The organism is Pseudomonas sp. URMO17WK12:I6 (assembly GCF_003253625.1).
GTDB lineage: Bacteria > Pseudomonadota > Gammaproteobacteria > Pseudomonadales > Pseudomonadaceae > Aquipseudomonas.
Genome location: NZ_QKYZ01000018.1, coordinates 24,758 through 47,958 on the forward strand (window position 1 = coordinate 24,758; position 23,201 = coordinate 47,958).

General features: G+C 62.1%; 10 protein-coding genes. 6 read left to right on the forward strand and 4 right to left on the reverse strand.

Annotated features, from left to right (window positions below; all coding sequences use genetic code 11):
* Nucleotides 1-38: 38 nt before the first annotated feature.
* Nucleotides 39-13,022, reverse strand: a complete 12,984-nt coding sequence (locus F475_RS25215) for a non-ribosomal peptide synthetase (RefSeq protein ID WP_111454996.1) — start codon at nt 13,020-13,022, stop codon at nt 39-41.
* 380 nt (nt 13,023-13,402) lie between these two features.
* Between F475_RS25215 and F475_RS25220 the strand changes: the two genes are divergently transcribed.
* The gene (locus F475_RS25220) at nt 13,403-13,951 is read left to right on the forward strand and encodes an RNA polymerase factor sigma-70 (protein ID WP_026286708.1); all 549 of its coding nucleotides are present in this window, start codon (nt 13,403-13,405) and stop codon (nt 13,949-13,951) included.
* Nucleotides 13,952-14,044: 93 nt separating this feature from the next.
* Here F475_RS25220 and F475_RS25225 read toward each other — a convergent pair whose 3' ends face one another.
* The 3 genes from F475_RS25225 to F475_RS25235 form a co-directional block, all read right to left on the reverse strand.
* Nucleotides 14,045-15,058 (reverse strand): GNAT family N-acetyltransferase, encoded by a 1,014-nt coding sequence (locus F475_RS25225; protein WP_111454998.1) that lies wholly within the window; start codon nt 15,056-15,058, stop codon nt 14,045-14,047.
* 99 nt (nt 15,059-15,157) lie between these two features.
* Nucleotides 15,158-15,952 (reverse strand): ABC transporter substrate-binding protein, encoded by a 795-nt coding sequence (locus F475_RS25230; RefSeq protein ID WP_026345972.1) that lies wholly within the window; start codon nt 15,950-15,952, stop codon nt 15,158-15,160.
* Nucleotides 15,953-16,046: 94 nt separating this feature from the next.
* Entirely contained in the window at nt 16,047-16,670 is a 624-nt protein-coding gene (locus F475_RS25235) for a TetR/AcrR family transcriptional regulator (protein ID WP_064616776.1), read from the reverse strand.
* A 190-nt stretch (nt 16,671-16,860) separates the two neighbouring features.
* On the opposite strand from F475_RS25235, the gene F475_RS25240 reads away from it, so the two are divergent.
* The 5 genes from F475_RS25240 to F475_RS25260 are packed head-to-tail and all read left to right on the forward strand — an operon-like array spanning nt 16,861 to nt 23,157.
* Nucleotides 16,861-18,651, forward strand: coding sequence for an acyclic terpene utilization AtuA family protein (locus F475_RS25240; protein ID WP_177431132.1), 1,791 nt, complete (start codon nt 16,861-16,863; stop codon nt 18,649-18,651).
* Nucleotides 18,652-18,663: 12 nt separating this feature from the next.
* Nucleotides 18,664-19,563, forward strand: a complete 900-nt coding sequence (locus F475_RS25245; protein ID WP_111455001.1) for an SDR family oxidoreductase — start codon at nt 18,664-18,666, stop codon at nt 19,561-19,563.
* Between the two features lie 2 nt (nt 19,564-19,565).
* Nucleotides 19,566-21,182 (forward strand): geranyl-CoA carboxylase subunit beta, encoded by a 1,617-nt coding sequence (atuC, locus tag F475_RS25250; protein WP_111455002.1) that lies wholly within the window; start codon nt 19,566-19,568, stop codon nt 21,180-21,182.
* Nucleotides 21,183-21,205: 23 nt separating this feature from the next.
* Complete coding sequence (gene atuD / locus F475_RS25255) at nt 21,206-22,363, forward strand: citronellyl-CoA dehydrogenase (protein WP_111455004.1); 1,158 nt, start codon at nt 21,206-21,208, stop codon at nt 22,361-22,363.
* The gene (locus tag F475_RS25260; RefSeq protein WP_111455006.1) at nt 22,360-23,157 is read left to right on the forward strand and encodes an enoyl-CoA hydratase/isomerase family protein; all 798 of its coding nucleotides are present in this window, start codon (nt 22,360-22,362) and stop codon (nt 23,155-23,157) included. Before atuD ends, F475_RS25260 begins: the two co-directional genes overlap by 4 nt.
* Nucleotides 23,158-23,201 lie beyond the last annotated feature (44 nt).

Below are 23,201 nucleotides of genomic sequence, written 5' to 3' on the forward strand. Positions count from 1 at the left end.
GGAAGCCTGAGCCGCGTGGGCTCGGCAGTCAACCCGGGTTAAAGGCCCTCCAGCTCCGCCATCAGGTCATTCAACCGATCCACCTTCTCCTCGGTAATGTCGCTTGCCGCCAACCCATCGATGTACTCGGCCAATTCCGCCACCGTGCTGCACTCGAACATCGCCCGCAGCGGCACGTTGCGTTGCAGGGCTTTTTGTACCCGCGAGGCAATTTGCGTGGCCAACAGCGAATGCCCACCCAGCTCGAAGAAGTTGTCACGCACGCCAACCTTCTCGACCTTCAACACTTCGGCCCAGATATCCGCCAAGGTCTGCTCCAGCTCATTGCCCGGCGCCTGATAGTCCTGGCTCTGCAACTGGCCGATCTCCAGTGCCGGCAAGGCCTTGCGATCGAGTTTGCCGTTGGCGTTGAGCGGCAGCTTGTCGAGCCACAACCAGTGCAGCGGCACCATGTATTCCGGCAACTCGGCACGCAGGCGCTGCTTGATCCGCTCCAGTCGTTCGTTCGGATTGAGCGCCGAATCCGCTGCCACCAGATAGCCGACCAGATGCTTGCCGTTGACGCCCTCCTGCACCCCGACCGCCGCGTCGCGGACTTCCGGCTGTTCATGCAGACGCGCCTCGATTTCACCCAGTTCGATGCGGTACCCGCGAATCTTCACTTGATGATCGATACGCCCGACGTATTCCAGCACGCCATCACTGCGCCGACGGGCCAGGTCACCGGTGCGATACAGCCGATCCCCTGGCGCACCGAACGGGTTCGGCACAAACACCTGCGCGGTGCGCAACGGATCGCTCACATAACCGCGCCCCACCCCGGTGCCGGCCACGCACAACTCACCCACCGCCCCCAACGGCACCAGCTCCAGCGCGCCATCGAGCAGGTACAAACGGTTGTTGTCGGTCGGCGTACCGATCGGCAAATAGCTGCCACGGGTCGAAGCCAGGTCGATGCGGAAGAACGCCACATCGTCCGAGCATTCCGCCGGGCCATAAGCGTTCACCAGCCCCATCTGCGGGTAACGCAGCAACCATTGATGCGCCAGTTCCGGCGGCATCGCTTCACCGGTCGGCAACATCCAGCGCAGGCCATCGAGGCTCATGCAGTCCTGGGCGAGCATGCCCTGAATCAGCGACGGCACGCTTTCCAGCACGCTAATGCCCTGGTTCTGGACATGGGCCATCAAGCCTTGGGGATCATGGGCGATGCTGTTCGGCACGATGTCCACCCGAGCACCGAACAACAGCGCCGCGAGGAACTGCCAGACCGAAATATCGAAGCTTTGCGAAGCGGTCTGGGCGATCACATCGGCGTCGCTCAGCTTCAGGTACGGTACCTTGCTCAACTGGTTATTGAGCATGCCGCGCTGCTCGACCATCACGCCCTTCGGCAGGCCGGTGGAGCCCGAGGTGTAGATCACGTAGGCGAGGTTGTCCGGGCCACTGTAGACACCCGGATTGGCCACCGAAACGTCGCTCGCCTGCACGTCTTCCCAGACCAGCAATCGAGGCCGGTTGGCACATCCGAATTCCTCCAGCAGCGCGACGGCTTGTTCACGGCACGCCTGGGTGCAGACCAGCAACGGCGTGCGGCTCAGGTCGATGATGCGGCTTAGACGTTGACTCGGCAGGCCCGGGTCCAGCGGCAGGTAACCGGCACCGGCCTTGAAGCTGCCGATAATCATGCCCAGCAGATCGAGATTACGCTCGGCGAGCAGCGCCACCGGTTGATCGAGGCCGACGCCTGCAGCGATCAAGGCATGGCCGAGACGGTTGCTGCGCTGGTTCAACTCAACATAGCTGTGTTGCTGATCGAGATAACTGGCGGCAATCCGCTGTGGATGCCGGGCAACCTGCGCTTCGAACAATGAGACATAGCTCTGCTCCAGCGGATAGTCGTGTTCGCTCTGGTTGCAGCCATGGATCAGGAAGTCCTGCTCCTCGACGCCCAGCAGCGGCAAATCGGCCATGTCACCGTGGAAGCCCTCGACCAGCGCCAGCAACAGGCGCTTGAACTCACCGAGCATGCGCTCGACGGTGGATTCGTCGAAATAGCGCTGGTCGTAGGACAGGTGCAAACCCAGGTCATCCCCCGGATAGCAGACCGCCGTCAACGGGAAGTTAGTGTGGGTGCGGCCCGAATCCGAAGTGGCATTGAGGCTTTGCGCACGGTCCAGCACCGAGACTTCCACCGGGGCGTTTTCGAACACGAACAGGCTGTCGAACAGCGGCTGGCCTTTCGGCAACTCGCTGTTTTCCTGGATGCTCACCAACGGCAGGTACTCGTATTCGCGCAGTTGCATGTTGCTGTCGAGCAAACCGCTGAGCCACTGACGAACGCTGCAGCGCTGATCGTCCTCGGGCATTTTCACCCGCAGGGCGATGCTGTTGATGAACAGCCCGACGGTGCGCTGCATCTCTGGCATCTCCACCGGACGCCCGGCCACCGTGACGCCGAACAACACGTCGCGATCGCCGCTCAAGCGACGCAGCACCAGCGCCCACGCCGCCTGGGCGAAGGTGTTGACGGTCAACTGATGGGCCTGGGCCAGTTCGCGCAATTGTGCGCCATCCCGGGGATCAAGCCTTGTGTAACGGTCGCCGACGATCATGCCGCCGCTGTCGCCGGCATGTTCACGCAGGAACGGCCGGTCGCTCGGAATCGGCGTGGTGCGCTCGAAACCTTGCAGGTTCTGCCGCCACCACTGCCGCGCCTCGGCCAGACTCTGGCGTTGCAGCCAGCCGATGTAATCGCGATAACGCGGCGGCACGGCCAGTTGCGCTTGCCGGCCTTCGCCGAGGGCGGTGTAGATTTCGAAGAAGTCGTTCATCAGCAGCGAACGGCACCAGGCATCGATGAGGATGTGGTGGTTGCTCATCATGAACCAGTAGCGCGCCGCGCCGACGCGGATCAAACGCAGATGGAACGGTGCCTGGTTGAGCAGATCGAACCCGGCCTCGCGCTCGCTTTTCAGCAGCGCCTGCAGCTTCGGTTCTTGCTCGGTTTCGGCAACCGCGCTCCAGTCCAGATACTCGATCGGCGTGCTGCCCGGCTTATGGATCACTTGCAGCATGTCTTCGCCGACGTTCCAGCAGAACGAGGCGCGCAAGGCTTCGTGACGGGCGATCACCGCTTGCCAGGCCTGGGCGAAACGCACCGGGTCGAGCTCGCTGTTGATGCGGTAGCGGTCCTGCATGTAGTAGAGGCCGGTGCCCGGTTCGAGCAAGGTGTGCAGCAACATGCCTTCCTGCATCGGGGTCAGCGGGTAAACGTCTTCGATCATCGCCGCCGGAACTGGCAGTGCGTCGAGTTGCGGCTGAGTCAGTCCGGCCAACGGGAAGTCCGACGGTGTCAGGCCGCCCGCGTTGTCGCTCAGGCAGTGCTGGATCAGGCTGTGCAATTCATCCAGATACGCCTGCGCCAGGTCGGCGATGGTTTGCCGGTCGTGGCGCTCGGCGCTGAAGGTCCAGCGCAACACCAGTTCACCACCGTACACCTGACTGTCGATGCTCAGTTCGTTGGGCAGCGGCGCATGCGAATCATGGGCCGCACCCACCGGCTCATCGAGCGGACGGAACAGCGCATCGCTGCCGAAGCTCTGGTCGAACTGGCCGAGGTAGTTGAAGGTGATCGGCGCCACCGGCAGCGCGGCCATGGTCTGCCGACACAGGCCATCGGCCAGGTAACACAGCACGCCATACCCCAGGCCTTTATGCGGCACCGCGCGCAGTTGCTCCTTGATTACCTTGATCGACGCACCCTGCTCACTCACCGGAGTGAGGCGCAGTGGATAAGCACTGGTGAACCAGCCGACGGTGCGGGTCAGGTCAATCTCGTCGAACAGGGTTTCGCGGCCGTGGCCTTCGAGTTGAATCAACGCCGACCCATGACCGCTCCAGCGGCACAACACACGGGCCAACGCAGTCAGCAGTAAATCGTTGACTTGGGTGCGATAGGCCGCCGGCGCCTGTTGCAACAGTTGCCGGGTGCGCTCGCTGTCGAGGCGCACGCTGACGGTTTGTGCGTGACGATTCTGCTGCCCGCCCCGAGGCCGATCACACGGCAATTCAGCGCTTGGGCCGGCCAGTTGCGCCTGCCACCAGCTCAATTCTTCCCGCAAGGATTCGCTGCCGGCATAAGCCTGCAACCGTGCGGCCCAGTCCCTGAAGGCACTGGTTTTCGCTGGCAGTTTTACTGACTGCTCTGCGTCCAGTTGACGATAAACCGTTTGCAGATCGTCCAGCAGCACCCGCCACGACACCCCGTCCACCACCAAGTGGTGAATGGCAATGAACAGCCGTTGGTGCCCCTCGGGATCATCGACCAGCAGCGCCCGCATCAGCGGCCCTTGCTCAAGGTCGAGGCTGCGCTGGGCATCGGCGAACAGCGCCGCGCACGCGTCCAGGGTCGGCACTTGCACCTGCCATAGCACGGTAGCGTCGGAAACTGCCTGATGCTCGGCCTGCCAATGACCGGCGACTTCGGTGAAGCGCAGGCGCAAGGCATCGTGCTGTTCGATCACCGCCAACAGCGCTTGCTCCAGGCGATGCGGCTCCAGCACCACGGTCGGTTCCAGCAGCAACGCCTGGTTCCAGTGTTGACGCTGCGGGATTTCGGTGTCGAAGAACCAGTGCTGAATTGGCGTCAGACGCGATTCACCCGTGAGCAAACCTTGTTCGGCGGTGACCTGCTCGGTACGAGTCGCCACCGCAGCCAACGTCTGCACGGTCTGGTGCTGGAACAGGTCGCGGGGGCTGAAGTGAATGCCCTGCTGCCGCGCACGGCTCACCACCTGGATCGACAGGATCGAATCGCCGCCCAGTTCGAAGAAGTTGTCGTTGAGGCCGACCTGTTGAACGTTGAGCACTTCACACCAGATGCCGGCCAGGGTCAGCTCAAGTTCGTTGCTCGGCGCCACGTACTGCTGACGATTCAACTCCGGGTCCGGTGCCGGCAGTGCGCGACGGTCGAGTTTGCCGTTGGCGGTCAGCGGCATGCTGGCCAGCAGGATCAAGTGCGTCGGCACCATGTAATCCGGCAACTGAGATTTGAGGTGCGCCTTCAACGCTTCGCGCAGTGCAGTTTGTTGCGCTTCATCCTGCTCGGCCACGTCTGTAACCAGATAGCCCACCAGTTGTTTGCCGCTCGGTGCATCGAGCGCCAGCACGACCGCTTCACGGATCGACTCATGTTCCAGCAGACGGGTTTCGATCTCGCCCAGTTCGATGCGGAAACCACGGATCTTCACTTGATGGTCGATACGGCCGAGGTACTCGACCAGGCCATCGGCGCGCTGCCGGACAAGGTCGCCGGTGCGGTACAAGCGTCCGCCGTTCGCGGCAAAAGGATCAGCGACAAAGCGTTCGGCGGTCATGCCCGGACGTTGGTGATAACCCTGCGCCAGACCGGCGCCGCCGACATACAACTCGCCGGTCGCGCCTTGTGGCAGCAACGCCAGGTCGGCGTCGAGAACGTACGCCACCCGAGCGCCGATCACGCTGCCGATCGGCACACTGCCCAGCCCTTCTTCCAATTGCTCGGGGGCCAGGCTGGCGAGCGGCATGACCACGGTTTCGGTCGGGCCATACGCGTTGAAAAACAGGCTCGGCTCGAACGCCGCGCGAATCCGCTGCAAGTGTTCGCCAGTCAGGGCTTCGCCACCGGTGATGCACATGCGCACCGGCAGGGTTTCACCCTGGGTTGCCAGCCATTGCGCCAATTGGCTGCCGTAGCTTGGGGTGAAGCCGAGGATGTTGATGTTATGGCGACGAATCAGCCCGCAGATTTCCTGCGCATCCCACTGGCCTTGAGCGCGAAAGACCACTTGCGCACCGCTCAATAACGGCACCAGCAGACGCTCGGTCGCGGCATCGAAGTTGATCGAATAGAAGTGCAACTCGCAATCATCGGGGCGCATGCCGAAACGCTCGATCACCGCGCGGCAATGCATGGCGATTTCACCGTGGGACACCACCACGCCTTTCGGTTTTCCGGTGGAGCCCGAGGTGTAAATCAGGTACGCCTGATGCTGCGGCATACTGATAAACGGCAGCTCGCTGGCCGGGTAATTGGCCAGGTCCGCGGCATCGTCTTCCAGGCACCAACGACCGACGCTGGCCGGCAATTCACCGAGTGCTGCGAACATCGCCGCATCGCTGAGCAACAAACCGATGCCGCTGTCTTCGATCATGTAGTGCAGGCGATCCAGTGGGTATTCCGGGTCCAGCGGCACATAGGCGCCGCCCGCCTTGAGGATTGCCAGCAAGCCGAGGACCATCTCCAGCGAACGTTCCAACGCCAAGCCGACCCGCACTTGCGGCCCGACACCGCGCTCACGGAGCATCCAGGCCAGACGATTGGCGCGGCTGTCGAGCTCGGCGTAGCTCAGGGTTTGCCCGGCGAACGTCAGCGCCGGCGCGTCCTTGCGTACCAGCGCCTGCTCAGCGAACAGCTGATGGATGCATTGATCGAGGCGATGCTCACCCGGCTCGATGCCGAGGCTGTCGAGCAGGTTTTGCTGTTCAGTGGCGTCGAGCAACGGCAGTTCACTCAAGCGCTGTTGCGGATCGGCCAGCAACGCTTCCAGCAGATTGCGCCAGTGCCCGGCCATGCGCGCAATGCGCGGCTCGTCGAACAGATCGGTGCTGTAAGTCAGGCAGCAACCGAGGCGATGGTCGAGGTCGGTGACTTCCAGGTTGAGGTCGAACTTGGTCGCTCGCGCATCATTGGCCAGGTACTCGACGGTCATCCCGGCCAGGTTGCGACTCTGCTGGAACTCCCAGCGCTGCACGTTGCACATCACCTGGAACAGCGGGTTGTAAGCGGCGCTGCGCGGTGGCTGCAGGGCTTCGACCAAGTGATCGAACGGCAGGTCCTGATGGGACTGGCCTTCGATCACCGTGTGGCGAACCTGCTCGAACAACTCGCCCACGGACATCTGCCCGTCGAGCTGGCAACGCAGCACTTGGGTGTTGAGGAACGCGCCGATCAGCCCTTCGCTTTCCGGACGAATGCGGTTGGCCACCGGCGCACCAATGCGCAGGTCGGTCTGGCCGCTGTAGCGGTAAAGCAGCACGGCCAGGGCGGCGGTCATGGTCATGAACAGGGTCAGGCCGTTGTCTGCGTTGAAGGTACGAACCCGCGCCGCGAGGTCATCGCTGAGGTCGAAGCGAAACAGTTCGCCCTGATGACTTTGCACCGGCGGACGCGGACGATCGGCGGGCAATTCCAGCAGCGGATGTTCGCGGCCCAGTTGCGCGGTCCAGTAATCGAGCTGGCGCTGACGTTCGCCGGATTCCAGCCACTGACGCTGCCACACGCTGTAATCCAGGTACTGCACCGGCAAGGGTTGCAGTGGCGATTCGCGGTCATCGACGAAGGCTTCGTAGAGCGCGCTGAGTTCCCGGGCGAAGATGTCCATCGCCCAGCCTTCGGTGACGATGTGGTGCAGGGTCAGCACCAGGTAATGTTCCTGCTCGGCGGTCTTGACCAGGCAGGCGCGCAGCAACGGTCCGGTTTCCAGATCGAAAGGCGTGTGCGCCTCGCTGTCGGCCAGTTGCTGGACTCGCTGCTCACGGGTATCGGCCGCCAGTGCGGAGAAATCCTTCCAGTCCATGCGCATACCGGTGTCCGGATGCACCTGTTGCCGGGCCACGCCGTCGACGCTCGGGAACGTCGTGCGCAGGGTTTCATGACGCATGATCAGCGCTTGCAGCGCCGCTTCGAAACGCCCGACATCCAGCACGCCGCGCAACCGCGCCATGCCGCCGACGTTGTAGGCCGGGCTGTCCGGTTCCATCTGCCACAAGAACCACATGCGTTGCTGGGAATAGGACAAGGGCACCGGTTGGCGGCGGTCGACCTTCTCGATCGGCGGCTGCCGGTTGGTTTTGCCGCTGGCCTGGATCAAGCGAACTTGCTCGGCAAACGCGCCCAGCTCACTGGCCTCGAACAGCGCTCGCAACGGCAACTCGACGTCGCAGGCCTGACGGGTACGGGAGATGATTTGCGTGGCCAGCAGCGAGTGGCCACCAAGGGCGAAGAAGTCGTCGCGCAGACCGATCTGCGTCTGGCCCAGCACTTCGCGCCAGATGCCGGCGATTTGTTGCTCAAGCGCCGTGACCGGTTCAACGTGCTCGCGGACGTGCCACTGAGGTTCCGGCAAGGCGCGGCGATCGAGTTTGCCGCTCGGGCTCAGGGGCATTTGGTCCAGACGCAGCAGCTGCGCCGGGACCATGTATTCCGGCAACTCGGCGGCCAGTGCGGCTTTCAGGCGTGCGGTTTGAGTGTCGAGGTCTTCAGTGGAATCAGTGGCGGTGTAGTAACCGATCAACTGCCCGCCGACCGCTGTTTCGCGCACCAGCACCACCGCTTGGGCGACGCCGGATTGTGCCAACAGCCGCGCTTCGATCTCTTGCGGCTCGACACGAAAGCCACGCAGTTTGACCTGCTGATCGAGACGACCGAGGTATTCGATTACGCCATCGGCGGTCCAGCGCGCACGGTCGCCGGTGCGGTACAGACGCGCGCCCTGCTCGCCCAGTGGATCGACCACGAAACGCTCAGCGGTCAGCCCCGGACGGCCCAGATAGCCCCGAGCCAAACCAATACCGCTGATGCACAGTTCACCCGGCACGCCGGCCGGCACCGGGTTGAGGTCACTGTCGAGCACCCGGCACAGCACGTTGCCCAATGGCCGGCCAATCGGCGAGCGCTCGCCATCGGCGGTTGTGCAGTGCCAGTGAGTGACGTTGATCGCTGTTTCGGTCGGGCCATAACGGTTGTGCAGTTGCACCGCCGGTAGCTGCTCCAGCACGCGGTTGCGCAGTTCGACGGGCAAGGCTTCGCCGCCGGAAAACACCCGGCGCAGGCTGGTGCATTCGGCGGTCAGCGGTTCGTCGATGAACAGCGAAAGCAGCGGCGGCACAAAGTGCAGCGTGGTCACGCCGTATTGCTGAACCAGTTGCGCGATGCGGTGTGGATCGCGGTGTTCGCCGGGACCGGCGATCAGCAAGCGGCACCCAGTGATCAGCGGCCAGAAACACTCCCACACCGACACGTCAAAACTGATCGGGGCTTTTTGCATCAGCACGTCGGTATCGTTCAGGCGATAAGTGCTCTGCATCCATTGCAGACGTTCAGCGAGCGCTGCGTGAGTGTTGCCAACGCCCTTGGGCTGGCCGGTGGAACCCGAGGTATAAATCACGTAGGCCAGGTTGTCGCCGTGCAGGTGCAAACCCGGTGCATGGCTTGGCCAGTTCTCCAGGTGCAGGGCGTCCATGGCGATCACGCAGACGCCATCAGTGGCCGGCAAGCGGTCGAGCAATTCGGTTTGGGTCAGCAACAACTCGACGCCACTGTCGCGGAGCATGTAGGCCAGGCGCTCGGCAGGGTAATCTGGGTCCAGCGGCACATAAGCGCCGCCGGCCTTGATGATCGCCAGCAAACCGATCAGCAACTGCGGCGAACGTTCGGCGGCGATCGCCACGCACACGTCCGGGCCGACGCCTTTGTCGCGCAGGTAATGCGCCAGGCGGTTGGCCTGAGTATGCAGTTCGGCGAAGTCCAGGCTGCCGCCGTCCCACAGCAACGCGGTGCGCTCCGGGGTCTGGCGCACTTGTTCGTTGAGCAGTTCCGGCAACCACTGCTGCGCCGGGTTGCAGGGGGCAACGCTCCAGTCATTTTGCTGAGCGTGTTCGGCGGTAGTCAGTAGTTGCAGGTCACCGATCGCTTGTTGCGGGCGTTCACAGATGGCTCGCAGCATGTTGCTGAAGTGCTCGGCCAGACGCTCGATGGTCGGCGCGTCAAACAGTTCGCTGGCGTAGTCGAACGACAGGCTCAAGCGTCCGTTGCGGTCTTCTTCGCTGTGCAGTTGCAGGTCGAACTTGGCTTCGCGGCTGTGCCACGGCAGCTCTTCGGCGAGCAGCCCCGGCAGACGACGCAGAGCGCCGAGATCCCGTTGTTGATGGTTGAACATGACCTGGAACAGACCTTGTTCGCGGGCCTGCGGGAAAGCTTCGAGCAGTTGTTCGAACGGCAGGTCCTGATGCGCTTGCGCCCCCAATGAGGCTTGCCGGGTTTGCGCCAGCAACTCCACGAATGGCAGTCGCGAGTCCACTTCGGCACGCAACACTTGGGTGTTGATGAAGAAGCCGATCAACCCTTGGGTTTCCAGGCGTGGACGGTTGGCATTCGGCACGCCGACGCGGATGTCGCGCTGGCCGCTGTAGCGATGCAGCAGGCTCTGGAACGCTGCGAGCAACAGCATGAACGGTGTCGATTCATGGGCCTGGGCGGTCTGGCGAATCGCGTTGCTCAGGCTCGCGTCCAACCGCAGCGTGTGGCGGGCGGCGCTGTAAGTGTGCTGCGCCGAACGTGGGTGGTCGGTGGCCAGGCTCAGGGTCGGATGCTCATCACCCAACTGCTCTTTCCAGTAAGCGAGTTGCCGTTCACCCTCCCCTTGCGCCAGCCACTGGCGCTGCCAACTGCCGTAGTCGGCGTATTGGGTCGGCAAGGCCGGGAGGCTGGCGGCCTGGCCTTGAGAGGCCGCCGCATACAGGCGCGAGAATTCGTCGATCAGCACGTTCAGCGACCAGCCATCGGCGATGATGTGGTGCATCGTCACCAGCAGTTGATGATCCTCATCATCGAGGCGCACCAGGGTCACCCACAGCAGCGGGCCGTTCTCCAGATCGAACTGGGTGCGCGCTTCGTCCTCGCGGATTTGTTGCGCGCGGGCTTCACGCTCAGCGGCCGGCACGTCGCTGATGTCGATCACTTGAAGATTGAATTCAGCGGCAGCATCGACCCGTTGCAGGGCCACACCGTCGCGCTCGAAAAACCGTGTGCGCAGGGATTCGTGACGTTCGATCAGTTGCTGGAAACTGGCGCGCAAGGCGTCTTCGTCCAGTTCGCCGCGCAGGCGCAAGGCGCCGGGAATGTTGTAGGCGCTGCTCTGCGGGTCGAGTTGCCAGGTGATCCACAAACGGTTTTGCGCCAGGGATTGCGGCATGGCTTCGTTGTGCGACAGCTGAGTGATCGCGCCTTGGGCGAGGCCGCCATCCTGTTGTTGCCGGGCGACTGCGGCGGCGAATGCGCCGAGGGTTGGCGCTTCGAACAACAGACGCAGATTCAGCTCCAGACCCAACGTTTCACGTAGTCGAGCAACCACTTGAGTAGCGGCGATGGAGTTACCGCCGAGCAGGAAGAAATGATCGTCGGCGTTGACTTGTTTGACCTGCAATTGCTCGCACCAGATCTGGCCGATCAGGGTTTGCAGTTCGGAACCCGACTCGCTGCTGCCTTCACTTTCGTTCGCTGCCGACGGGAAAACCGCATAGCTGTCGAGGCTGCCATCGGCCAGGCGATTGCGGCAGGCCGAACGTTGCAACTTGCCGCTGGAGGTCTTGGGCAGTGCCCCCGGATTGAGCAGCACCACCACGCTCGGCGCCTCCTGATACGCCTCGGCCACCGCTTGGCGGATGGCTTTGATCAGCGCCTCGGGCGACAGGATTTTCTGCACGCTGCGGCTGATTTCCGCGGCAATGCCGATGCCTTCCTGACCCTCGAGATTGACCGCGAACGCGGCCACACGCCCCTTGCGCACCACCTCCACTTCGCGCTCGATGGTCTGCTCGATGTCCTGCGGATAGAGGTTGTGACCACGAACGATCAGCATGTCTTTCAGGCGCCCGGTGATGAACAGTTCACCGTCACGCAAAAAGCCCAGGTCGCCGGTGCGCAGCCAGGTGCGGCCCGCGTGCTGGACGAAGGTCTTGGCCGTGGCTTCAGGGTTGCGCCAGTAGCCATGGGCGATGCTCGGCCCGGCGGCCCAGACTTCACCGACCGCGTTGTCGGCGAGTTCTTCGAGCGATACCGAATCGACAATCAGCACCGCATGATCCGGCTGGCCGATGCCGCAACTCATGACCGGACTGCCGTCGCCCGGTTCGGCGCGGTTTTGCGCCAAGGCCTGATCGTCCACGCGCAACGCCGGAATGCCCTGACCGCGCGGAGTGCCGGCAACGAACAGTGTCGCTTCCGCGAGGCCGTAAGAAGCCATGAAGCTGTCCGACGTAAAACCACAGGCCGAGAACTTCTCGGCGAAGCGTTCCAGGGTGTCGAGGCGAATCGGTTCGGAACCAGAATACGCCACGCGCCAGCCGCTCAAATCAATGCGCTCCAGAGCCGATTCGCTGACGCGCTCGCTGCACAGTCGATAGGCGAAGTCCGGCCCGCCGCTGATGGTGCCGCCGTATTCGCTGATCGCTTCCAGCCAGCGCAACGGGCGACTGAGGAAGTACGCCGGCGACATCAACACGCACGGCACACCACTGAAAATCGGCTGCAGCAGACCACCGATCAGGCCCATGTCGTGGTACAGCGGCAGCCAGCTGACGATCACGTCATCAGGATTGAGGTCAATGCCAAAGCCGTGACGAATCAATCGTTCGTTGGCCACCAGGTTGCCGTGGCTGACTTGCACACCTTTAGGCAAAGCAGTGGAGCCGGAGGTGTATTGCAGGAAAGCGATGTGCTCGCCTTGCAGGTCCGGTGCAACCCAGCGTTCAGCCACGGCGTTGTCGAGGGTGTCGACACATAGCAGCGGCGGCGCCCCGTTGATTTGCAACAAGGCGTCGCGCAGGTCGGCGCTGGTCAACAGCAGACGCGGCTCGGCATCGCTGATGATCGACAGCAGGCGTTCCTGATGATGACGACGGGTCGATTCCGGCGGATAGGCCGGCACCGCGATCACCCCGGCGTACAGGCAACCAAAGAACGCCGCGACGTAATCCGGACCGCTGGGAAACAGCAGCACCGCGCGATCACCGAACGACGCCTGGGCCTGCAACGCGCCGGCAATGGTTCGCGCCCGTTGGTCCAGCTCACGATAACTGAGCACCACAGCCTGATCCTGGGTTTCGGCAAGAAAACGCAAGGCCACCCGGTCCGGCGTCAGGGCCGCGCGGCGCTGGAGGGCTTGGACCAGTGTGCTGGGGAGTTCGAACGCGTCGGTCATGAGGTTTCCTGCCTGAATTCGGCTTGCAAGTGGAATCGGTTTTCATATTTCACGCCCGTTCTCGGGCATGCAGGACGCGGTCTTCGCCGACCGCGCAAGGCTTGGGAATGCTGTTTTGGCCGGGGTTTGCGCCCGCAGCCATTCACCAATGAGAACGGATGAGGTCTTGGAATAATTAGTCGCCGGGCTTGAGCGCCGGCAGGCTTGTGGCCGGTGGGTGAGTCAGCGTGTCGCCGTTCTCGGTCCGCACCGCAACGGAGCATTAATTCTCTTTCTCAATTGACAATCATTATCATTCAACATAATTTGTCGCTCGATATGTAGGACGGCTCCGACCCCCTTGTCGTCCCACGACCCTATTTGCAGCAAGGTGATTTCCAATGACGGAACAAGTATCCACAAGCAGGTGCGATTCACCGCTACTTCAGGCCTTCGTCGACAACCGAATGATTCTGGTCAAGATCGCCGCCCGCATTACCGGCTGCCGATCCCGCGCCGAAGACGTGGTGCAGGATGCGTTCTTCCGGTTGCAATCGGCGCCGCAGATCACCTCGTCCATCAAGGCGCAGCTCAGTTACCTGTTCCAGATCGTGCGCAACCTGGCGATCGATCACTACCGCAAGCAGGCGCTGGAGCAGAAGTATTCGGGCCCGGAAGAAGAAGGCCTGAACGTGGTGATCCAAGGCGCTTCGCCGGAAACCTCGCACATGAATTTCTCGACCTTGGAAAACATTGCCGATGCACTGACGGAGCTGCCCAGCCGCACCCGTTACGCCTTCGAGATGTACCGCCTGCACGGCGTGCCGCAAAAAGACATCGCCAAGGAACTGGGCGTCTCGCCGACCCTGGTGAACTTCATGATTCGTGATGCGCTGGTGCATTGCCGCAAGGTGTCGGGCAATCGTGCCGATACCTTCGCCCGTCGTTAAACGCTTCGCGGGCAAGCCTCGCTCCACAGGGAATATTGCCTGTCACTGTAGGAGCGAGCGGTGCGGCGATCCGACTTGCCCGCGAAGACTGACTCAAGCCAACGAACACCGATCAAAAAACCGCTCACGCCCCAGCACCATCAACGCCGCGCGCTTGTGCGGGAAGTCGAACTCTTTCTCGCAGTGAAAACACTGATTATGCAGATGCCCGATCATCTTCGCGTTGTCGGCGCGAGGTTCGGCGACCACCCGTTGAGTGCGCGGATCATCGAGAAACAGGTAGTGCACCAGCGCCGATAACCAACTCGCCACCTTGTGCGGGCCACGGTGATCTTCCTCACCCACCAGCATGTGAATGCCACGGTCGTAATCGCCGGCGTCATAGAACGGCGCAATGCGATCTTCCTTGGCCCAGTAGGCTTCAAAGTAGGCAAACGGCTGATCATCGAAGCAACCGATCAGGGTCAAGGTGTGCGGGTCGGCTTCGAGTTTGCCGAGGTATTCCCGATGCTTCTCGAGGCTGCCCTCCTCCTGCCAGAAACTCGCGACCCGCGGGCTGTTCTGCCAGCGGTTGAAACGCGCCAGGTCATGCTCAATTTCTACCGTGCGCAAGGAGACCCACGCACCGAGCCGCGCATCGAAGCGTCGATAGACCTCACCACGGGGTTTCACCGCACGCAGGGGATGGCGCTTGCCGTCACTGATGACCATCTGCTGCGGATAGCTATCGGTCAACGACTCACCCAGCCAAGGCTGAGGCAATTGCCAGAACAGCGTGCGTTCACAGCGATATTGACCGTTGACGTCGGTCGCGATCAGCAACCCGCTGAGCAAGGCTTCGGTGGGCACTTGATCGAGGTGCCAGGTCAGACGCTGACACTGCGCATCACGGGCAAACAGCCAATAACAGGCCGCCCAGAATGCTTGACCGTCAGGACGGCCAAAGCGCTCCTCCAGCCGCAGATGCACCTCGGGCTCGCGGATCAGCCGCAGTTCGATCAGCGGCTGCCCTTCCAGACTGAGGCTCAGGCGACTTGCGGTTTCATCGGCTACAAGACGGTTGCCTGACGGCAAGGCCAGGGCGGTCAGGTCATTCAGATTGGACATGGGTCGGGCTCACGGTAATCGTCGACAGTTCAACGATGTGACGTGAGCCGGGGCAGAAAATTTAAGCGCCGTCGCCAAATACGCGCCCCATGGCGCGATTCAGTGCTTGCCCACCGGCACCAGGGCAATTTTGTAGGGATCGAAAATCTTCAGCATCTGGCCGTTGTTTCGCAGGCCTTGCAGCAACTTGCCGAATGCTTCCCCCGTAATCGGCGCCTCTGGACGAATCAGCGCGTAATGGTGATAGACCTGATCGATGCGTTGCGACACCAGCAACTGCTCGCCGACTTTTTCGTTGCGCAGCAGGTAATCGCTCAGATAAGAGCGTGTCACCAGGGCAATGTCCGCTCGCCCGCGCAGCACCATCAGCAGGTTGCTGTCGTGGGAATAGGTCAACGTGGCCTTGTAAGTGTCGGCCAGATACTTGGGATCGGCATTGAAATTGGCAAACTCGTAGTGATAGCCGCTGTACAGCGCCAGCCGCTTGCCCGTCAGGTCCTTGAAGTAACTCTCATCGCGACCGGGTTGCTTCTGCGCGACAAAGATTTCTGCATCTTCCAGGTCCATGTCAACGAGGGTATGCGGGATGTCCTTCCAGCCCCAGTCCGGGTTCTCGAAAATCGCCATATCGACCCGGCCTTCCTTGAAGTCATTGAAACGCCGGGGAATCGAGGTGGGCACCAGCACAAACTGATAATCGGTTTGCAGCTGATTCAACGCTTCCACCAGTTGCGGCAGCAGACCGGTGTCGGCACCGGACTCCGGGCGCACGGTATAGGGGGGAAAATGGGCGGCCCCGACCCGCACCTGTTGCGCGGCCTGAGATGGCAACACCCAGCACACTACAAGCGCCGCCAGCAAAAGCCGCGACGCCATTCGAATTGATGAAGACATCAAAACAGCACACTCCCCAAAAAAATACTCACCAATGCATACAAACTAGGCGGTTTCGTCAACTTAGCCAGTTTCTTGCCGAGATAGACGGCTCTTACCGTTCTTCAAGCACCAAAATCAGCGCTTCATCGGCCAATTGATCGAGGTTCATACTGCCATCGGCGCGAAACCAGGTGGTGGTCCAGGAGAGCGCGCCCGTCAGGAAGCGGCGGGTGATGAACACGTCGCCCCGGATAAAACCGGCGTCCTTGGCTTCTCCCAGCACCTGCAGCCAGATGGCTTCATAAATATCGCGCAGCGCCAGAACCTGCGCCTGGCCTTCCTCAGACAGCGAACGCCACTCATACACCAGCACCGCCATGGCCTCGCCACTGCCGCCCATGATCGACTGCAATTCGCAGCGAATCAGCGCCAGCACCCGCTCACGCACATTGCCGGCCTCGGCCAGCGCTGCACGCATCAACGCGGTGTTGTAGCGAATGGTCTCCTCCATCACTGCCCGCAGAATCTCGTCCTTGCTTTTGAAGTGATGAAAAATGCTGCCTGACTGAATGCCCACCGCACTGGCCAGGTCACGCACGGTGGTGCGTTCATAACCTTTGTTGCGAAACAGGTGAGCGGCCACTTGCAGCAGTTTGCCGCGGGCGCTGTCGGGGTCGGTCAATTGGCCGCTGTCGACCAATTCGCGCATCACCCTCAGGGCTTTTTGCTCGTCCACCCGTTCTCTCCTACAGTCGATCAATCAAATGCGCCGCTGCCCGTTAAAACAGCAGGGTTGCGCGGGCAATTTAAGCTGGCGGGGGCGACCAAGCAAGCGCTCGGGAAGAAGATAATCAAGGCGTTTACAAACCAAGCGCTTGCTTGGTAGTCTCGAAGCACTTCTGTCGCAGGTGGCTATGGAGTTGACTGTGCCTAAAACAATTCGCATCGGTTGTGCCAGTGCATTCTGGGGCGACACCTCGACCGCCGCCGCACAGTTGGTGGAGGGCGGGCGACTGGACTATCTGGTGTTCGATTATCTGGCCGAAATAACAATGTCGATCATGGCCGGGGCGCGGATGAAAGACCCCGCCACCGGCTACGCCAGCGACTTCATCGAAGTCCTCAGCCCCCTCCTCGAGCAGCTCGCGAAACAACAGATCCGGGTGATCAGCAATGCCGGCGGGGTTAATCCACAGGCCTACGCCGTTGCCCTGCAAACGGCCTGCGACAAGGCCGGGGTGGCGCTGAAAATCGCCGCGCTGTCGGGTGACGACCTGCAACCGCAGTTCAAACACCTGAGCAGCCTGGGTATCCATGAGATGTTCAGTGGCGCACCCCTGCCGCTGATGTGCGTGTCGACCAACGCCTACCTCGGCGCACCGGGCATCGTCGAAGCCCTGCGCTTGGGCGCCGACATTGTGATCACCGGGCGCGTGGTCGACAGCGCCGTGGTCAGCGCCGCGCTGGTGCATGAGTTCGGCTGGTCGTGGCACGACTACGACAAACTCGCCCAGGCCGCATTGGCCGGGCATCTGATCGAATGCGGCGCCCAGTGCACCGGCGGCAATTTCACCGATTGGCATGACGTGCCCGACTACGAACACATCGGCTTTCCGATCGTCGAAGTCGGTGCCGACAGCCAGTTCATCGTCAGCAAACCCGACGGCTCCGGCGGCCTGGTCACGCCCCTGACGGTAGGCGAGCAGATGCTCTATGAAATCGGCGATCCGCAGGCCTATTTGCTGCCCGATGTGGTGTGCGATTTCAGCCAGGTCAAACTCGTGCAACAAGGCAAAAACGCGGTTCAGGTGCATGGCGCAAAAGGCTTGCCGCCGACCGCTCAGTACAAGGTCAGCGCAACGTACCCGGACGGTTTCCGCTGCACCGCCAGTTGCCTGATCGCCGGGATCGATGCCGTGGCCAAGGCCCGACGGGTCAGCCAGGCGATCATCAACAAGACCTCGGAAATGTTTAGCCAGCGCGGCTGGGCGCCCTACAGCGAGGTGAACATCGAACTGCTGGGCAGCGAAGCCACTTACGGCCCCCACGGCCAGCGCCAGGACAGCCGCGAAGTGGTGATCAAACTCGCCGTGCGCCATCCGAGCAAGCAGGCCTTGATTCTGTTCTCCAGGGAAATCGCTCAGGCTGCCACCGGTATGGCGCCTGGGCTGACGGGAATCGTCGGCGGGCGGCCGACGGTGTATCCGTTGATCCGGCTGTTTTCGTTCCTGATCGACAAAACCGCCTGCACCTTGGAGATCGACCTTGCCGGTGAGCGCCATCCGTGTGCCCTGCCCGCCCTCGATGCGCTCGACCCAGCTGACTTGCCGCTGCCGTTCGACCCACCCAAAGCCACAGAGCGTGCCGACGCCAGCGTGGCCTTGATCAAACTCGCCGTGGCGCGCTCCGGCGACAAGGGTAACCACAGCAACATCGGCGTCATGGCCCGCCACTCCGACTACCTGCCGTGGATCGCCGAAACACTGACACCCGAGGTGATGGTCGACTGGATGAGCCATGTCCTCGACCCGATCCACGGACGCGTCGAACGCTGGTATTTACCCGGCACTCAGAGCTTTAATTTTCTTCTGGAAAACGCACTCGGTGGCGGTGGCGTGGCCAGCCTGCGGATCGATCCGCAGGGCAAGGCGTTCGCCCAACAACTGTTGGAAATCCAGATTCCGGTGCCCCAGCGCATCGCCGATCAGTTCAATTAGAGGACTGTCGCCATGGCCTATGACTCGATTTTCAAACCCGATCTGTTCACCGGCCAAACCATCATCGTCACCGGTGGCGGCAGCGGCATCGGTCGTTGCACCGCCCATGAGCTCGCGGCCCTCGGCGCGCAAGTGCTGCTGGTGGGACGCAATGCCGACAAATTGAAAAAGGTCAGCGCCGAAATCACCGAAGACGGCGGTAAAGCCAGTTGGCAGGTCTGCGATATCCGCAACGAAGACGCCGTCACGCAACGGGTCAGCGAGCTGATCCGCGAACACGGGCCGATTCATGGGTTGGTCAATAATGCCGGCGGGCAGTACCCGTCGCCGCTGGCGTCGATCAATCAGAAAGGTTTCGAAACCATCCTGCGCACCAATCTGGTGGGCGGTTTTCTGATGGCCCGGGAGGTGTTCAATCAGTCCATGAGCAAGCACGGCGGTGCCATCGTCAACATGCTCGCCGACATGTGGGGCGGCATGCCCGGCATGGGCCACTCAGGCGCGGCGCGCTCGGGCATGGACAACTTTACCAAGACCGCCGCGTTCGAATGGGGCTACGCCGGCGTGCGGGTCAACGCCGTCGCGCCGGGCTGGGTCGCGTCCAGCGGCATGGACACCTACGAAGGCGCGTTCCGGGCGGTGATTCCGACGCTGTGCGAACACGTGCCGCTCAAGCGCATCGGCACCGAATCGGAAATCAGCGCGGCGATTGTGTTCCTGCTCAGCCCGGCAGCGGCGTTTGTCAGCGGCAGCACGTTGCGCATCGACGGTGCCGCCAGCCTCGGCGGGCGGGCCTGGCCAATGCACAAGGCGCAGAACAGTCACTCGTACAACGGCTTTCACCGCGCCTATTTACCTGAAGTACTCAGGCCGGACGCCTCCAAACCAGACGAACCGAAGGACAAGGAATAACCATGCCGGTCATCCAGTCCCAGATAGACCCGTTCAGCGAACCATTCGCCCGCAACCGTGCGGCCATGCTGGCCGGCATCGAGCAGGTCCGCCAGCTCGAACAGAACCTGTTGAATAAAGCCGCTGAAGCCAAACCGAGGTTCGACAAGCGCGGGCAATTGCTGCCCCGGGAGCGGCTGAACCTGCTGCTTGATCCCGGCGCGCCATTCCTCGAGCTGGCGAGCCTGGCCGGCTACAAGCTGCACGACGACAAGGACGGCAGCGCGGCCGGCGGCGGTTTGATCGCCGGGATCGGTTACGTATCCGGCGTGCGGGTGCTGGTGGTGGCGAACAACAGCGCGATCAAGGGCGGCACCATTTCCCCCAGCGGCCTGAAAAAGTCCCTGCGTCTGCAACAGATCGCCATGGAAAACAAACTGCCGGTGATCACCCTCGCCGAGAGCGGTGGCGCCAACCTCAATTATGCGGCGGAGATTTTCGTCGAAGGCGCGCGCAGCTTTGCCAATCAGGCGCGTATGTCGGCGATGGGCTTGCCACAGATCACCGTGGTCCACGGCTCGGCCACGGCGGGCGGTGCTTACCAGCCAGGGTTGTCGGATTACGTGGTGGTGGTGCGTGGCAAGGCCAAGCTGTTTCTCGCCGGCCCCCCGCTGCTCAAGGCCGCCACCGGTGAAGTCGCCACCGACGAAGAACTGGGCGGTGCCGAGATGCATGCGCAAACCGCCGGCACCGCCGAATACCTGGCCGAGAACGATGCCGATGGCGTGCGCCAGGTGCGCGAGATTGTCAGTCTGTTGCCGTGGAACGATCAGTTGCCGTGGTTACCGGAACGTCGGTGGGAAGAGCCGCTCTACCCCATCGACGAACTGCTGGGGCTGATCCCGGATGACCCGAAAAAACCTTACGACGTGCGTGAAATCATCGCGCGGGTTGCCGACGCTTCGAACTTCCTCGAATTCAAAAGCGAGTTCGATCAGCAGACGGTGTGCGGGCATTTGCAGATCCAGGGTCGAGCCTGCGGTTTCATCGGCAACAACGGCCCGATCACCTCCAAAGGCGCGAGCAAGGCCGCGCAGTTCATTCAACTCTGCGACCAGAGCCAGACGCCGCTGCTGTTTTTCCACAACACCACCGGCTTCATGGTCGGCACCGAGTCGGAACAGCAAGGCGTGATCAAGCACGGCGCGAAAATGATTCAAGCGGTGGCCAATGCCCGGGTGCCTAAACTGACAATCGTCGTCGGCGGTTCCTACGGTGCCGGCAATTACGCGATGTGCGGCCGCGGTCTCGACCCGAGCTTCATCTTCGCCTGGCCCAACAGCCGCACCGCGGTGATGGGCGGCGCCCAGGCCGGCAAAGTGTTGCGGATCGTCACCGAAGCCAAACAACTCAAGGACGGATTGGTGCCCGACCCGAAAATGCTCGACATGCTGGAACAAGTCACCGCGCAGAAACTCGACAGCCAGTCCACCGCGCTGTATGGCAGCGCCAACCTGTGGGATGACGGGCTGATCGATCCACGGGATACCCGCACGTTGCTTGGATACTTGCTGGACATCTGCCATGAGGCCGAGGTTCGGGCGCTGCAACCCAACAGCTTTGGTGTCGCCCGCTTCTAAGGGCGATCAGGAGAACAATAAAAATGATCTTCACCCAGGAACACGAAGCACTGCGCCGCACCGTCCGCCAATTCGTCGATCATGAAATCAATCCCCACGTCGAGGAATGGGAAAAGGCCGGGCGCTTTCCGATCCATGAGATCTTCCGCAAGGCTGGCGACCTCGGTCTGTTGGGAATCTCCAAACCGGAAAAATTCGGCGGCATGGGCCTCGACTACAGCTATTCGATTGTGGCGGCCGAAGAGTTCGGCACCATTCATTGCGGCGGCATTCCGATGTCCATCGGCGTGCAGACCGACATGTGCACCCCGGCCCTGGCGCGCTTCGGCTCCGATGAACTGCGCGAAGAGTTCCTGCGGCCGGCGATCACCGGCGAGCAGGTCGGCTGCATCGGTGTTTCCGAAGTCGGCGCCGGCTCCGACGTCGCCGGGCTGAAAACCACCGCCCGCAAGGACGGCGACGATTATGTGATCAATGGCAGCAAGATGTGGATCACCAACTCGCCGAGCGCCGATTTCATTTGCCTGCTGGCCAACACCTCGGACGACAAACCGCACATCAACAAGTCGCTGATCATGGTGCCGATGAACAGCCCCGGGATCAGCCTCAGCTCGCCCCTGGACAAGCTCGGCATGCGCAGCTCGGAAACTGCCCAGGTGTTTTTCGATAACGTGCGCGTGCCGCAACGCAACCGCATCGGCCACGAAGGCGCGGGGTTCATGATGCAGATGCTGCAATTCCAGGAAGAGCGGCTGTTCGGCGCGGCGAACATGATCAAAGGCCTGGAGTACTGCGTCGACAGCACCATCGAGTACTGCAAGGAGCGCAAAACCTTCGGCAACGCGCTGATCGACAACCAGGTCATCCACTTTCGCCTGGCCGAACTGCAAACCGAAATCGAATGCCTGCGGGCATTGGTCTACCAGGCCACCGAGCAATACATCAAAGGCCAGGACGTCACCCGCCTGGCATCGATGGCCAAACTCAAGGCCGGGCGACTGGGCCGGGAAGTCAGCGACAGTTGCCTGCAATACTGGGGCGGCATGGGCTTCATGTGGGACAACCCGGTGGCCAGAGCTTACCGCGATGTGCGGCTGGTATCGATTGGCGGCGGTGCCGACGAAATCATGCTGGGGATCATCTGCAAACTCATGGGCATCCTGCCGGGGAAAAACAAATGAGCACCCTCCCCACCTGTCAAACCCTGTTGCTCGGCCTGCATGACAGCGTGCTGCACATCACCCTCAATCGTCCCGAAAGCCGTAATGCCATGAGCTTGCAGATGGTCACCGAACTGCGTGCGGTGCTGGCGGCGGTTCGCGATGATCGGCAGATTCGTGCGCTGGTGATCGGCGGTGCCGGCGGGCATTTTTGTGCCGGTGCCGACATCAAGGACATGGCCAACGCCCGCGCTCAAGGCCAGCCCGCCTACCGCGATTTGAATCGTGCGTTCGGTGTGCTACTGCAAGAGGTGCAACACGCGCCGCAAGTGGTGATTACGGTGCTGCAAGGTGCGGTGCTTGGCGGCGGCTTCGGCCTGGCCTGCGTCAGCGACATCGCGATGGCCGATCATCAGGCGCAGTTCGGCCTGCCGGAAACCAGCCTCGGCCTGTTGCCGGCGCAGATCGCGCCTTACGTGGTGCAACGCATCGGCCTGACCCAGGCCCGCCGACTGGCCCTGACCGCCGCACGCTTCGATGGTACCCAGGCGCGGCGCATGGGGCTGGTGCATTTTGTCGAACATGACCCACAAGCCTTGGCCGAACGCCTCGATGAGGTGCTGGCCCATGTGTTGTGTTGCGCACCGGGGGCGAACGCGGCGACCAAAAAGCTGTTGCTGGCGAGTGCCGGACAACCCTCGGATGATCTGCTGGATCAGGCAGCCGAGTGGTTCAGCGAAGCAGTGACCGGGGCTGAAGGGATCGAGGGGACGATGGCTTTTGTGCAGAAGCGCAAACCAGGGTGGTCCGTTTAAGAGCTTCGCGAGCAAGCCCTTACATTCACCGCAAAAACCAAGGG